Origin of the sequence: Bradyrhizobium sp. BR2003 (assembly GCF_009720285.1) — a bacterium.
Classification (GTDB): Bacteria; Pseudomonadota; Alphaproteobacteria; order Rhizobiales; family Xanthobacteraceae; genus Bradyrhizobium; species Bradyrhizobium elkanii.
In genome coordinates, this window is the sequence record NZ_SMYJ01000019.1 from 125,379 (window position 1) to 138,876 (window position 13,498).

A 13,498-nucleotide genomic window follows, 5' to 3' on the forward strand; every position below is an offset into this window, starting at 1 on the left:
TTATCTGTCTCGCGGCAGCGCCCGCGCCTCGTCGCGCCGGCAGAGCGCCCCGCAATGATAGGTCGCAAGCCGGGTCGCGAACGCCGGACCGACCGACAATAGCGACTTCCGCACGATACTTTTGGCGAGCCCCCTCACCCGCGAGGAATGGAACGCGTGAACCGGCAGGCTGTGGTCATAGGTGCCGAAGCCCGCGACATGGAGCCCCGCAGTCTCCAGCACCAGGCGGAACGTGTCGGGCGTGTAGAAATTGATATGGCCGATGTCGAGCGTCGATTGCAGCGCCCGGCGATTGGTCCGTGCATGCAGCTCGCACGGCACCTCGACATAGACGAAGGTCCGTGCGACCCGGGCGAGCTCGTGCAGGAATGTGCGCGGTTCGGGCACGTGCTCCAGGACGTGGCTGGCATAGACGAGGTCGAACGATCCGTCGGCGAACGGGATCGTCGTACCGTCATAGCTGGACCAGCGGAATGGGGCTGAAGCTGCGCCGTCGATCTCAAGATTGGTCGCGGGATCGATCACGTCGATGCCGGTGAAGTCGCGGCCGATGCCGATCGCCGACAGCCGCGCCAGCACGGCGCCGGTGCCGCAGCCGACCTCGAGCACATTGCCGACCCTCGCGGCGGCTGCGCCGAGCAAGCCGGCGATATGATCGGCCTTGTCGACCGCGCAGACGCGGCGCCAGTCGCGCTCCCGCGCCGAATAGACACCCTCATAATGCGCGTTGTGCTGTCCGACGCAAAATTCCATCGTCATGGCCTAGCCCTCGCCTCCGGCGGCATTCGGGCAAGCTCGTCGAGGCGGTCGTCCGATTTGCGCTGCAGATTGCGCCGTTCCGCCGGCGAGCGGCGGTCGAGATCGTATCCAATGTCGGCCATGGTGCGGGTCAGGATGTCGACGTTCCCTAGCGGGACAGCTGCGAGGCCGGCCAGCAACCTGTCACGGTGCACCCAGCCCGGTCCCTTCAGGAGATCGATTGCCTCGGTGTACAGTTCGGTCTTCACGAGACGCGCGAACTCGGCAACCACGTCGGCCGAAAGGTCGGGCGGCAGCGCGTCGAACATTGTAAGCGCCATCGCGCTGCGCTTGACCACGATCCAGCCCTCGTTCGGTCCGAGCCGGTACGACATCCGCAGCAGGTCGAAATTGGCGTCGCTCAAACCTTGCCTCGTATTGCGAAGCCAGAACAGCACGAGCCAGAGATAGGGATCGGCCGGCGCGCAGCCGAGCGATTTGCGGACAGCTTCGTCAAGCTCGCCCATCCGGGCGTCGACCTGCTCGCCGGATGCGAGCGCGTTCTCGGCGCGCCGCAATTGGATCACCGCCGCGCTGCGATCGATGGCCGGCATGCAATTCTTTTCCGCCACGGCGCGCGACAGCAGCGGACCGAGGTCATCGAGTTCGGCGTCGCTGACCGGTACGTTGCGAAGGATCAGGTCCTTTGCGCCGTCGAGCCGGGTCTGATCGACAAAGTCCGGCAAGGTGGTGGTGCCCCAGGCGACGGACGAGCACGCGACCGCGGCCAGCAAGCCGCGCGCAAGCCAGGCGGCTGCGCGCCCGGGCATCCCACCGTACGTCTCACTCGGTGTAGCCATATCGCCCATAGTGCGAGTTGTAATAGTAGTTCTTGCCGCCATAGCCGCTGTAGCGGCTCATCGCGGCAATATCGGCCTTGTTGAGCACGACGCCGAGCAGGTTCTCGTTGACCGCTCGCGCGCTGCGCAGAGCACGCTCGACCACCTGCACCTGGGTCTTGCCCCATTCCACGATGAAGACGAAGGAATCGACGAAGTGTGCGGTGATACGGACATCGACCACCGGCGTGAGCGGCGGGAAATCGACGATCACGTAATCATAATGACTGCGGGCCCCATCGATGAAATCCCTCATCTGGTCGGAGGCCAGCACGTCGTGCGAATGCGCGATGCGCGATCGCGTGGCGCCAGGCAGGAAGGCGAGGCCGGTCTCGGGATCGCGCCATAGCGTGTCCTGCAATGTCGCATTGTTCGACAGCACGTCGAGGATGCCGCGCTCGGCAGTCGCGGCGACCTTGCGGCTGAGCGACGGATTGCGCAGGTCGCAATCGATCAGGAGCACGCGGGCCCCGCTCTGGGCAACCAGTTGCGCAAACACGAAGGCCAGCGTCGACTTGCCCTCGTTGGGCAGCGCCGAGGTCAGGCCGAGGATCTTTGACGGCTTGGTGACGTTGAGGTCGGCATTGACCTTGATCGAGCGGATCGCTTCCGAGAACCGCGAGAACGGCGAATCGATCGCCGCCCACAGCACCGGCTCGTCGCCGCGCCGGATCGTGCGCGGACCGATCGGCAGATTGGGACGACTGGCGACCGGCGCCTTGATCTGGCCCGGCGAGACGCGGGGAACGATGGCGACGCAGTCGGCCTCGAGGATCGTCTCGACCATTTCAGCGGTGCGGAACACCCGGTCATAGAGGTCGCGCAGCACGCCGAGCCCGAGCCCGGCGATCAGGCCGCCGAGCGCCGAGAGCGCGAGCACGACCAGGGTCTGCGGATGGCTCTTGCCGAGCGGACGCGAGGCGCGGGTGATCACCCGCGCCTCGCTGACCGGGAACGACTGCTGCTGCACGTTTTCCATGTAGCGCTGCAGGAAATTGTCGTAGAGCGAGCGATAGGTCTGCGCCGAGCTCTCGAGCTCGCGCAGCGTGACCTGCGCCTGGTTGGTCGACTGCGACTGCGACACCGAGTCGTTGACGGCGCGCTCGATCTCGTTCTGGCGCTGCAGGGCGATCGCGTAGTCGCTCTTGTAGCTTTCGGCGAGCCGCTTCAGCTCGTCCACGATCGACGACTGGATCTCGCGCATCTGGTTGCGCAGGTTGACGGCGGCCAAATGATTGTAGCCGTAGCGCGACGACCAGTCAGCCTCGCGGTTGGCCAGCTCGAGATATTGCGAGCGCAGCTTGGTGATAACCTGGTTGTTCAGGGTATCGGCCACGGTCGCATCGGGGACGCCCCCTTTCACCACCGCCTCGATGCGGTCGAGCTTGGCCTTGGCGTCGGTGACCTGCGACTTCACGTGGAGCAGCTGGGTGTTGAGCTCGCCGAGCTGCTGCTCGTTGAGCAGCTTGCCGCTGGAGGTGACGATGTTGTTGGTCTTCTTGTAGTCGAGCACTGCGCGCTCGGCATTGGATGCCTGCGTGCGCAGTTCCTGGATGCGGTCCTGCAGCCAGACGCTGGCACGGCGCGTCGCCTGATACTTGGAATCGAGCTGGTCTACGATGTAGGCGTCGGCGACGGCGTTGGCGATCTGCGCCGCGCGCTCCGGATCGAGCGAACGGAAGCTGACCTCGATCACATAGGTCATGCCGCGGCGGCGGACGTCGAGCTGCTTCTGGAACGTGCGGACCGCGCGCCGGGTCCGGTCGAACTCGGTGGGCGGCGCGCCGCCGGCGAGCAGGCCGGACACGAAATCGAGCACGGCTCCTACCGCGCCGGCCCTCGAGCCGACGAATTCCGGATCCTCGTTGAGCTTGAGGTCGCGGATCACCGCGAGCGCCACGTTCTCCGATTTCAGGATCTCGACCTGGCTCTCGACCGCGGCGGAATCGACCGGGGCCTCGCTCACCGGCGATTGCTGCTGGAAGGCCTGGAATTTGCGCGTGTCGATGATCATCGTGGCAAGCGCCGTATAGCTCGGCGCCGCCGTCATCAGATAGCAGATGCCCCCGAACAGGCAGAGCCCGGCGGTCCCGAGGATGACCCCGTATTGCCGGAGCAGATAGCTGACGAAGGCGTCGAAGGTTTCCGCCAGCGACGGCAATTCGGCCGGACGATTTCTCAGATCGACAGACGGCGAAATCTGGTTGCGCTGAAGCATTTCGTCCTATCGCCGCGCCGACAGGATGGATCCTGCCCTCGCGCCCTCCAATGATCCTGCGAAGCGTCCCGCCGCCGACACCGAAGCGCGTTGCTGCAGAGAGTTCTCCATTGGCGATCGGAAGCCTGCTCAGGGAGTTACTGTTGAAATGAGGGTGGTGCCGGTACCCGTGGCCGTACCGGTCGTCGTGCTGCCCGAACTGCTGACCGACGAGGTGAAGCTGAAGATGCCGGTGTTCACGCTGTTGCCGTCGATGGCCTCGAGCGTGCTGCCTCCGGCGCCGCTGGCGCCGAGCGCACTGGTCTGGCCGCCGGATGCACCGGCGCTGCCCGCGCCGCCAGCGCCTGTCGCGGCGGTGCCGCTGTCACCTGACGCTGCGGCAAACGCCATCACGATGTCGAGATCCTTGGTGTCGGCAATCGCCTGCTGGATGCGCGTCGCATAGGGCTGGTTGCTGCGCACCACGATGCGCGCGGCCTGGGCGAGACCGGCGGCGATCGCCGTCTTCTGATCCTTGCTTGCCTTGGCGAGCAGCGCAATCAGCGGATCGAGCGACGTCGGATCGTTGAGGGCGAAATCGCGCGCCCGCGAGGTCAACTCCACGCCCGCATTCGGATATTGGGTCAGCAGCTGCTCCGGATTGGCCTTGAAATTGGTGACCGCCTGGGACAGCTGGATCAGCCCGCCAGGTGTCTCCGCCATCGCCGCGCCATCAGCCGCCGCGAGCGCCAACATCACCAGCATCGCGAGGCGCGGAGCGGAAAAATCGCCGGATCGCTCGAATGTGAACACAGCTATCTCCCTAACGAATACTAACAGTTCGTTAGCATAGTCAGAGTTATCGCGCCAATTAAATAGCCTCGCCGGCCGCGCCCCCGCTTCGGCGCGCCAAATCAACGTTAACCGGCCGCACGACCGTAACACCGGCGTCACGGTTGGAGCCGCCACCGCCGCCGCCCCTGCCGGAGCGGAAGGATTGCGACAGGCCTGCCCCGAGCAAGGCCGCGATTACAACGGCATAGCCGGTGATCTGGAGCGAGAAATCGATCATCGAATGGAGCGCGCCGGAGGCCGACGCGCAGAGCGCCGCGAGCGGCACGATCACGTCGCGGCGGCGGGTCCGCACGCCATGCGCGAGCACGCCGAACGCTGCGAGCAGCGCGATCATGGCGGCCCCGGCCATTAACATTCCGCCGTCGGACGCCAGTTCGAGCCAGCTGTTATGCGCCCGGTTCCAGGTCCCGCGCAGCGAGATGTCGTCGGTGCGATAGGCCGGATAGACCCATTCGAAGGTCCCGAAACCATCGCCGAGCCACGGGTGATCCCAGATCATCCGCAACGTTGCACGATAGGTCGAGAACCGTCCCTCATCCGACAGGCCCATCGTGCTGAAGCGCGCGCCGACGCCGCCGCCGAGAAGCTGCAGCAGTGTCAGCGCGATCAGGCCGCCGACGCCGAGCGCCACGATCATGCCGTAACGGCGCGGCACCCGGTTGCGAAAGAAGATCGCGGCGGCTGCGACCGCAGCCAGTAGCGAGATCCCAACGCCGCCGCGCGAGCCGGTCAGAAACATCGCCAGCAGGCAGGTGAGCCAGCCGAACGCGTGGCCGGCGAGCCGGCGCCGCGCCGGCATATCGAGGCGCGCGAGCAGCTGTGACAGGCCGGCACGGCGCGACGGCCAATGCCGCTCGATCAGCTCGCAGCCGAACAACAGCCAGATCAGCGCACAGCAACCGTAATAGATGCCGGCAGTGTTGCGATTGACGAAGGGAGATGTCAGCCACGCCAGGTGCGCCTGCTTCTCGTGCAGCAGGTAGATCCGGGTGGGATCGATCGCGAAAGTGATGGCGCCGCAGATCGCATAGACCAGGCCCGCCGCGGCCACCGCCCGCAACAACCCGCGCGCCAGTCTGCGGTTGGCACCGAGCACGACGCCGATGGCGAAGCTGAGCAGGCAAACGATTCCGACGCCGATCGAATAGAACGGCTGACCGCGCGCGATCGACACAGCCGGCGGCAGCTCGGCAGGCAGCAATTTGCCGGCCTGCGCCCACAACGCGTTCGGCGCCACACCCGACCAGGGCCGAAGCGCCGACTGCTCGTGCAGCACCAGCATCGCAAGCGCCGTCAACAGCGCCGTCACGGCGAGGATCGCAAGCTGACTGCCGCGCAGGCGCATCGGCAACACCCCGAGCAGCGCAATCCCGAGCAGGATCGACCAGATCGCGGGCGCAACAGTGCCGACCGAGCCGAGCGGCAGCGGCGCCAGCGCGACGACGGCGCAGAACAGCCACGACGACCAGCGCACGGGCCACGGCAATGCCGTCGCCCCGCCCGAGCCGGAAGCTAGTCGCGAACGTGTCATGAAGCCGGCCGTGCCGGCTCACGCCCCAGTATCAGGGCGCAAGCTTGATCGAATTACGAAGTAAGGTTGCGTTGTAGGCGGCCACGATCGGATCGTTCACCGTTGCGGTCACGAGGCGGATCTGCTGCATCACCTTGGCGTCCTCGACGGATGCCGCGTTCGACGCATAGAGCACGTCCTTGTTGCGCAACTGGAAACGCGTGGCCAGGAAATAGCCGGCCGGATCGCGGAAATTGATGTTGTAGACGACCGGGATGATCGGCCCTGAATATTTGCTGACGTCGACGCCAAGCTTGGCGGCCACTTCCGGCAGTTCGCCACGATAGACGAACACCGAGGCCGGATCGGCCGAGGAGTCATTCAGGCCGCCCGCCTTGGCGACCGCTTCGGCGAGCGAGATGCGCCAGGCTTCGAAATTGAACTGGCCCTGCGCGCCCGAAGCGCCGAAGGCGACGAAGGTCTGCGGCTCACGGTAGACATAAATGGTGTCGCCGGGATGGGCGTAGATGTTGCTCTTGGGCTCGTAGACCAGCTGACCGAACGGCACAGTGGTGCGCTTGCCGTCACGCTCAAGCATCACCCATGTGTCAAAGCCCTGCCCTTTCGGGCCGCCGGCGCGCGTGATGGCGTCGAGCACATGTTCGCCCGCCGCGTTGGCGGGGAAGCGGTTCGGCGAATTGACCTCGCCGAGCACGGAGATCAGCGATGTGCGCTGCTCGATCAGGGCGACCACCGCTTGCGGCTCGATCGCGCGGTTCTTCAGCGCATCGACGATCGAGCGCTGCACTTCGGTCGGCGTGCGGTTCTTGGCGCGGATCGCGCCGGCATAGGGCACCGAGATGTTGCCGTCGGTATCGACGTTCTGGTTCGGGAGCGTGATGTAGTTGCCGGGACGCACGCCGGCTTCGACCGGAATGAACAGACCGCCGGCGGCGGCCTCGAAGATCGTGACGCTGACGACGTCGCCGATGCCGAAACGGATGTCCTTCGGCGGCGGGCCCTGGATGCCGCCGGCAAGTTGCGGCGCGAATGACGCCAGCACGTTCTCGATCTGCGGTGTGATCTTGACCATCGCATAGGGCAGGCTTTCGGGATCGCGCTGCCCGGCCACGACATCGGAGCTCGTCGGACCGTTGGTCGGCATGTAATGGCAACCGCTGACCCAACAGGTGGCCGCAAGTAATAACATTACCCGAATGAAAATCGTACGCGACATTTAAATACTCCGGCCGTGCCGTAACACGCCGACTATCATAATCACAGGGTTTCGCGATATATTGCGATGCAATTGATAAATAATGTTAGCGAGGTGAGGCAAATCGGCGACACCGGCGCACCGCTGTGAGACAAAGCCCCGCGCGCCGTCACTCCGGCTTTGATTTCGTCCGATGTTCCCGTTATCTGTGAATGAGATGGTTTGAGTTAACCGATTGAGGGTTCGATGGCCCGCATGAAGTCACTGGCGATCGCGTTGGGAATGGTCGCCTTGCCGCCGCTAGGCCCCCTCGGCGGCTCCGGCGTTTTTGCTGCAGAACTAAGCGTTTCTGCCGCACCGCGCGCCTTGCAACGGGTCGGCGGCGACTGTCAGCGGCTGCAATATTGTCGTGGCGACGTCTGCCAGTGGAAGCGGTTTTGCTGGCACGGCTGTCCCGATCGCTACTCCTGCGCGCCGCTCTACGGCGCCTATGGACCATATGGCGGCCGCGATTATTGGGCGGCCTATAGTTACGGCGATCTGCGCCCGTTCTGAATGTTAAGCGATTAACAAAGCCACTGGTCATTCGAGCGTCGACCGGCGTCGCGCCGGCCGTTTGCGGCGTGCGGGTTAACCCCGGCTTAGGCCCGGCCCGCTATCATGCGAGCACAGGGTTTGGTTATGTTATTTGTTTTCCTTGGCAATTTGATCGGCGGCAGCGTTCTCGGGCTGCGCCAGCGCTGTCTGGTGCTGGGGCCGGTGGCGCTTGCGGAGCTCGCGCTGCTGGCCGCCATCGGAGTCGCGCGCCTGTCGTGGTCGGAAACCGCGCTGCTCATGATCGTCGCGATCGTAGCGCTGCAAGTCGGTTATCTGGCAAGCACCTTCGCGCCGCCGTTCTGGTCTCGCACCTCGACACCACATCTCGCCCTGGGCCGTTCGCAATAGCAGGACACCTTACTGCCCCCTTTGGCGCGGCCGATTTCCGTTGACCTCGCGGCAAGCCCGGGGCATCCCGCTGTCTTGCGTCTCATCCTCCGCAGGACCTGCCCCTCTCGTGTGGAACGTCACGGCCTTCATCTGCATCTTGATCGGGGCGTCGATTCCGCTGGGTCTCATCGACGCATCGCTCGCGACGGGTCTCGTCGGCGCGGCGACGTCGCTCGGGCTGCTCGCAAGCCTCGTGGCGATCCGTCCAGGTGAGCTGTCGTTCCTGAAGTCGGTCGCCGGTCCCGCTGTTGCGGCGGCGCTTCTGCCGATGCTCTGGATCATCCTGCAGATGCTGCCACTGGCGGCCTTGGCGCATCCGGTGTGGAAGTTCGCCGGCGAAACACTGGGAGCACAGCTCAGCGGCAGCATCACGATCGACACCGGCGCAAGCCTCGGCGCGCTGCTGATCTGGCTGTCACTCATGTCAGTCATGATCGCCGCCGCCGCGATCGCGATCGACGCCCGCCGCGCCGATGCGGTGGCCCGCACCATTGCAGCAACGGTGGCCGTCGCGGCCCTGATCCTGCTGCTATCAAGCGATCCGATCAAAGTCTGGCCTGGCGCTGCGCGCGATGAGACGGCAAGCGGATTCCTGGTCGTGGTTCTCGTTGGCGTTCCGCTCAGTGTTGCGCGCGCGCTCGACGTCGGCGGACACGCTGACGGCCGCTCCGCAGCCCAATTGACACGGCTGCGCCGGCTGCTCGCCGCCGGCGCGCTGTTCGGCGCCGCCAGCGCCTGCTGGTACGGAGGGCGCGGCGCCGCGATCGCACTCGCCGCGGGCATCGCCCTTGTCCTGATGACCTTCGCCGCGCGGAAACTTCATTTGCATCGCTGGAGCAGCGCTGCCGCCGCGGCGGCGGTCGCGCTGATCGCCCTGGCGACGGCGATCGCCAACCGTCATCCCGACGTGCCGCTTGCGGTCGCCTTTGTTCATGCACCGTCCGAGTTCGTGCAATCGACCCACAATCTGCTCGCCGACCTGCCCGCGCTCGGCAGCGGCGCCGGCACCACGGCAATGCTGGCGTCGACCTATATGGACTGGCAGGGCGCCACCACGCGGCCGGTGGTTGCGACCAGCGCGGCGGCCTTGATCGCCCAGTTCGGTTCCGCCATGTTCTGGACTTTAGTCGCGGCTATCATCGTCGGCATCGCAGCGTTCACGGCCGGTGCGCGCAATCGGGGCCGCGACTGGTCCTACCCTGCATCGGCCGCAGCCGTCCTGCTGACGCTGCTGCTGGCTGGCTTCACCTTGCCGGAATTGCCGGCGCTGCCCGGAGTGATCGTGTTGGGAGCCGTGATCGGAACAGGACTGGCACAGCGGATCAGCCGTTCACGGTTGCAGGCGGGCTAGACGCCAGATGCGCCGCTTCCTCCAGCGTCTTGTCGGCCAGACCGGCGATCTCGAACATGAGGGCGACGAGACCTGCATCTACGCCGTCGGCGACATCCACGGTCACGCCGATCTGCTGCACGAGATCTGCGCCCGCATCGATGCCGACATCCGTCGGTTCCGGCCGGCGCGACCGATCCAGGTCTTCCTCGGCGACTATATCGATCGCGGACCGGATTCGCGCGATGTCATCGCCATGCTCGATCAACGCCGACGGACCCGCAGCATGGTCTGCCTGCTCGGCAATCACGAGGCCTGCCTGCTGGAGTTTCTCGTCAATCCCGACATGCTCGCGCAATGGCGGCAGTTCGGCGGCTTGCAAACGCTGATGTCCTACGGACTGACGCCCTCGCCCAATCCCGACGCCTCCGAACGGAGGGCGCTCGCCCGGCAATTGATCCGCCAGATGCCGCCGGCCCATCTCGCCTTCCTGCGCTCGCTGCCGCTCTGTTATGTGCACAAACGCTACTTCTTCGTCCATGCCGGCGTCAGGCCCGGCATCGCGCTCAACCAGCAGCGCAAGGAGGATCTGCTCTGGATCCGCGACGACTTCCTGATGTCGGAAGATGATTTCGGCAAGGTCGTGGTCCACGGCCATACCCCGGTGCATGAGGCCGAGCTGCTGCGCAACCGCATCAATGTCGATACCGGCGCCTATGCGACCGGCCGCCTGACCTGCGTCAAGCTCGAGGGAGCACGGCGAACCCTGCTGATGACCGGCAACCGGGCCGCGCGCCATGGCTAACACGGTGGCTAACACGATGGCTGACGCGATCGGGCGGAATGCGAGGCGCCTCTCGCCGGCCTTCGTGCCGGCCGCCGCTGCGATCGGCGCGGCGACGCTGGCCTTGTCGGCGTGGTGGCTTGCCGCCGATGCATTGCGCGGCAAACCGGCGATCGCCGCAAAGGTCGGCATGGTCAGAGGCGAGCTGTGGCTGCGCGACGGCTGGAGCCAATTGCAGATGTCGCCGGAGGCGGCCGAAGCCGCGTTCACGCGTGCGCTTCGGCTCTCGCCGATGGACGCCGGCGCCTGGTTCGGCCTCGCCTCGGCAACGGGACGGTTCGACTGGCTGAACCCCACCGCGTCGAAGGCGCTCAAGATGTCCTACTATACGGGCTTCAACCGCAGCGACCTGATCGCGCCGCGCCTGATGCTGCTCGCGCAGGTCGACACCACTCGCGATGTCGAATTGGTCGATCTGCTGCAGCGGCAGATCCGCCTGATCCTCACCCGCGCGCCGGAGCTGAAGGGTGCGATCGGGCAGGCCTATCGCGTGGCTGGTGACGCCAACCGGCGCATCATCGAGGCGGAATTCAAGGACGCCAACCAGAGCATTCCTGAGTAAGGCGCGTCTGGCGCCAGATGCCCAGCCGTCAGATGCCTTTGTGACGCAGCACCGCGCCGACCGTGCGCAGCAGGATGCGCAGGTCGAGCACGAAGCTCCAGCTCTTGATGTAGATGAGGTCGTGCGCCACGCGCAGCTGCATGTCCTCGATCGCCGGCGTCGCGCCGCGCAGCCCCTGCACCTGCGCGAGACCGGTGATGCCGGGCTTGACGTGCTGGCGCTGCGCATAGCTCGCGATCAGCTTCGAATATTTGTCGTCATGCGCCAGTGCGTGCGGCCGCGGCCCGACCAGCGACATGTCGCCACGCAATACGTTCACCAGCTGCGGCAGCTCGTCGATGCTGCGGCGGCGCAGCGTCGCGCCGATCCCGGTCAGCCGCGGATCGTTCGGGCGGGCCTGCGTGATGACATCGCCATCCTCGAGCACGTGCATCGAGCGGAATTTGAGGATGGTGAATTGCTTGCCGTCGAAGCCGTTGCGGCGCTGCCGGAACAGGACCGGCCCCCTGGAGTCGAGCTTGATCGCAATCGCCGTCCCGATCAGCAGCGGCGCGAACAGCACCAGGAGGCCGCTGGATGCCACGATGTCGAACAGCCGCTTGCCGGCGCGCTCGAGCGAGGTGAGCGGCGAGCGCTGCATTTCCAGCGTCGGGATCGGGCCGGTCGCCACCATCCGCAGCGCCAGGAATCGTTCCGCGGTCCGGTCCGGCAGCAGCCGCACCGGCAGCGGCGATGCCCGCAGCTGATCGCACACGAACTGGATGCGCGGCTCTTGCTGCCAGGGCATGGCCAGGATGATCTCGTCGGCGCCGCTCTCGCGGGCTGCACGAATGGCTGACGCGACGGCGGCCCGGTCGCCGGCGTCGTCAGACGATCCGGGGAGCTGGACCCGTCGCACCTCACTGAGGCCGAAATCGCGCAGCAGGCTCGCTTGCCGCACCCGGGACAATTCGTCCGCCATCCCGACCACGACCGCGCGGCGCGTGGCCAACATGCCGCGGTCGATCGCGCGTTGCAGCGGCGCCTGCAGCAGCATCCGTCCGGTGACCAGCCCGAGGCCGCCGATCAGGCCGAATGACATCACCGAACCGCGCGAGACGCCGGAACCCACCTTCAAGAGGAAGATGATCAGGGTCATCAGCAGAACGACCAGCAGCCATCCGCCGAGCAGGCTGCTCCAGCGCCTGTCGAGACCGGCCAGCACCTGCGCATTGTAGAGGCCCTGCGACTTCGCCACGAACATGTGAAGGATGGCGGCGAGGACCCCGATCCCTAGAAAACCCTCGAAGCTGTTGCTATAAACCGTGTGGTAATAAAAGAGGTGATAGGCCGCGCCGCCGACGATGCTGGACAGCACGACGATTATCATCTCGAACGCGACGGCAAACGCCTCGAGGGAGGCGAAAGCGAACGAGAAGGCGCCGAAGTTAACCGGTACCTTCGCCAATCGAGCGTCCGAAAGGTCGGTCATCGGGAATTAACATTCGTGTTAACAATTCATATGTGTATTATCAGGCGAGTCGTGAGCTCGCAAGACCTGCTGCGGATACCGGATAGAGAGCGCGCATGAGTTCATCGGCTGGCGAAACCGAGGCCGCGCTGGTGGCCCTCCTCCATCTCATCCGCCTGATGGGCGCCGAACTCGTCGCAGGCCAGCACCGCGACGACGTCGAGGTGCTGGTCAAGGCGATCGAGACCAAGCTGCGAGCGGCCCGCTTCCCGGCCGACATGCCGAATCAGGACATCGTCAGAGGTCTGGACCTTGCACAGGCCAGACTGCGTCCGATCTTCGAAGAGCTGCGCGCAAGGTCGGAGAAGGCACATCTGAGCGACCAGCTGCTGCTGGCTCCCAGGCCTTCACGTATCCACTAACGGATAGCTTACGTCAGCTTTGGGCTTCACCACGGCGGGGCAAGCCGCTCCCGCCGCCGGACCTGAGCGCAAGCTTTTCCTCGATCTTCATTTTCTCGAGCAGCAAGTCGGTCACGATCCGGCGCAGCCGTTCATTTTCCAGCCGTAATTCATCAATACGGTTATGGACGGGGGGGATCCCATCTCGATCATCGGTGCGAGCGGCGAATTCGGTAACAGTACCATTCGCCTGGTGGCCACGTGCGGCCTCCTGCTTGCGCCAGCGATGAAATGTCATCACGCTAACGCCCAGCACCTTGCACGCTTGGGCCTGGGACTGCCCGCGCGCCATGAGTTCCTCGGCCTGTTTGACCTTGGAACTGATCTCCTCAGTAGAATGACGCCTCATTGGTCATCTCATTGCCCCCTAGATTAGCAATCATCGCATGGCCTATAAGCTATGTAAATGCAACAGGAAATTCAAATTGAGGGTTTCCCGGGGGCCTTTC

14 protein-coding genes are annotated in these 13,498 nt (G+C 65.2%); 6 read left to right on the top strand and 8 right to left on the bottom strand.

Translation table 11 applies throughout. The features are described 5' to 3' along the window. The 6 genes from E2I15_RS13700 to E2I15_RS13725 form a co-directional block, all read right to left on the bottom strand. Positions 1–759, bottom strand: a complete 759-nt coding sequence (locus tag E2I15_RS13700) for a class I SAM-dependent methyltransferase (RefSeq protein ID WP_137476411.1) — start codon at positions 757–759, stop codon at positions 1–3. After that, on the bottom strand, positions 756–1,568 hold the full coding sequence (locus E2I15_RS13705) for a hypothetical protein (RefSeq protein WP_137476412.1): 813 nt from the start codon (positions 1,566–1,568) through the stop codon (positions 756–758). Before E2I15_RS13705 ends, E2I15_RS13700 begins: the two co-directional genes overlap by 4 nt. 13 nt (positions 1,569–1,581) lie before the next feature. Further along, on the bottom strand, positions 1,582–3,855 hold the full coding sequence (locus E2I15_RS13710; RefSeq protein WP_170991378.1) for a polysaccharide biosynthesis tyrosine autokinase: 2,274 nt from the start codon (positions 3,853–3,855) through the stop codon (positions 1,582–1,584). A gap of 129 nt (positions 3,856–3,984) precedes the next feature. Further along, the gene (locus E2I15_RS13715) at positions 3,985–4,647 is read right to left on the bottom strand and encodes a hypothetical protein (RefSeq protein ID WP_246667884.1); all 663 of its coding nucleotides are present in this window, start codon (positions 4,645–4,647) and stop codon (positions 3,985–3,987) included. 58 nt (positions 4,648–4,705) lie between these two features. Further along, entirely contained in the window at positions 4,706–6,220 is a 1,515-nt protein-coding gene (locus E2I15_RS13720) for an O-antigen ligase family protein (protein WP_155262368.1), read from the bottom strand. A 31-nt stretch (positions 6,221–6,251) separates the two neighbouring features. Beyond that, positions 6,252–7,364 (bottom strand): polysaccharide biosynthesis/export family protein, encoded by a 1,113-nt coding sequence (locus tag E2I15_RS13725; RefSeq protein WP_137476413.1) that lies wholly within the window; start codon positions 7,362–7,364, stop codon positions 6,252–6,254. A gap of 297 nt (positions 7,365–7,661) precedes the next feature. Here E2I15_RS13725 and E2I15_RS13730 point away from each other — a divergent pair, with 297 nt between their 5' ends. The 5 genes from E2I15_RS13730 to E2I15_RS13750 all read left to right on the top strand — a co-directional run bounded on the left by E2I15_RS13730 (position 7,662) and on the right by E2I15_RS13750 (position 11,138). Beyond that, the gene (locus E2I15_RS13730) at positions 7,662–7,970 is read left to right on the top strand and encodes a hypothetical protein (protein ID WP_137476414.1); all 309 of its coding nucleotides are present in this window, start codon (positions 7,662–7,664) and stop codon (positions 7,968–7,970) included. Positions 7,971–8,075: 105 nt separating this feature from the next. After that, positions 8,076–8,360 carry a hypothetical protein gene (locus E2I15_RS13735; protein WP_137476415.1) on the top strand — a complete coding sequence of 95 codons (285 nt, stop codon included), beginning with the start codon at positions 8,076–8,078 and terminating at the stop codon, positions 8,358–8,360. Positions 8,361–8,469: 109 nt separating this feature from the next. Further along, positions 8,470–9,753 carry a hypothetical protein gene (locus E2I15_RS13740; protein ID WP_137476416.1) on the top strand — a complete coding sequence of 428 codons (1,284 nt, stop codon included), beginning with the start codon at positions 8,470–8,472 and terminating at the stop codon, positions 9,751–9,753. A 7-nt stretch (positions 9,754–9,760) separates the two neighbouring features. Beyond that, positions 9,761–10,537 carry a metallophosphoesterase family protein gene (locus tag E2I15_RS13745; RefSeq protein ID WP_137476417.1) on the top strand — a complete coding sequence of 259 codons (777 nt, stop codon included), beginning with the start codon at positions 9,761–9,763 and terminating at the stop codon, positions 10,535–10,537. A 16-nt stretch (positions 10,538–10,553) separates the two neighbouring features. Then, entirely contained in the window at positions 10,554–11,138 is a 585-nt protein-coding gene (locus tag E2I15_RS13750; RefSeq protein WP_137476418.1) for a hypothetical protein, read from the top strand. A 28-nt stretch (positions 11,139–11,166) separates the two neighbouring features. Here the strand turns inward: E2I15_RS13750 and E2I15_RS13755 are convergent, their stop codons facing one another. After that, positions 11,167–12,585: an undecaprenyl-phosphate glucose phosphotransferase gene (locus tag E2I15_RS13755; RefSeq protein ID WP_246667885.1), complete on the bottom strand. Its 1,419-nt coding sequence runs from the start codon at positions 12,583–12,585 to the stop codon at positions 11,167–11,169. Positions 12,586–12,704: 119 nt separating this feature from the next. On the opposite strand from E2I15_RS13755, the gene E2I15_RS13760 reads away from it, so the two are divergent. Beyond that, entirely contained in the window at positions 12,705–13,010 is a 306-nt protein-coding gene (locus tag E2I15_RS13760; protein ID WP_016841787.1) for a hypothetical protein, read from the top strand. Between the two features lie 13 nt (positions 13,011–13,023). On the opposite strand, the gene E2I15_RS13765 is transcribed toward E2I15_RS13760, so the two are convergent. Further along, the gene (locus E2I15_RS13765; protein ID WP_018270679.1) at positions 13,024–13,398 is read right to left on the bottom strand and encodes a helix-turn-helix domain-containing protein; all 375 of its coding nucleotides are present in this window, start codon (positions 13,396–13,398) and stop codon (positions 13,024–13,026) included. Positions 13,399–13,498 lie beyond the last annotated feature (100 nt).

Bases quoted from the DNA above. Each gene is read 5' to 3' on its own strand.
- E2I15_RS13700 (WP_137476411.1), bottom strand. From the start codon at position 759: ATGACGATGGAATTTTGCGTCGGACAGCACAACGCGCATTATGAGGGT.
- E2I15_RS13705 (WP_137476412.1), bottom strand. From the start codon at position 1,568: ATGCCCGGGCGCGCAGCCGCCTGGCTTGCGCGCGGCTTGCTGGCCGCG.
- E2I15_RS13710 (WP_170991378.1), bottom strand. From the start codon at position 3,855: ATGCTTCAGCGCAACCAGATTTCGCCGTCTGTCGATCTGAGAAATCGT.
- E2I15_RS13720 (WP_155262368.1), bottom strand. From the start codon at position 6,220: ATGACACGTTCGCGACTAGCTTCCGGCTCGGGCGGGGCGACGGCATTG.
- E2I15_RS13725 (WP_137476413.1), bottom strand. From the start codon at position 7,364: ATGCCGACCAACGGTCCGACGAGCTCCGATGTCGTGGCCGGGCAGCGC.
- E2I15_RS13730 (WP_137476414.1), top strand. From the start codon at position 7,662: ATGGCCCGCATGAAGTCACTGGCGATCGCGTTGGGAATGGTCGCCTTG.
- E2I15_RS13735 (WP_137476415.1), top strand. From the start codon at position 8,076: ATGCGAGCACAGGGTTTGGTTATGTTATTTGTTTTCCTTGGCAATTTG.
- E2I15_RS13745 (WP_137476417.1), top strand. From the start codon at position 9,761: ATGCGCCGCTTCCTCCAGCGTCTTGTCGGCCAGACCGGCGATCTCGAA.
- E2I15_RS13750 (WP_137476418.1), top strand. From the start codon at position 10,554: ATGGCTGACGCGATCGGGCGGAATGCGAGGCGCCTCTCGCCGGCCTTC.
- E2I15_RS13760 (WP_016841787.1), top strand. From the start codon at position 12,705: ATGAGTTCATCGGCTGGCGAAACCGAGGCCGCGCTGGTGGCCCTCCTC.
- E2I15_RS13765 (WP_018270679.1), bottom strand. From the start codon at position 13,398: ATGAGGCGTCATTCTACTGAGGAGATCAGTTCCAAGGTCAAACAGGCC.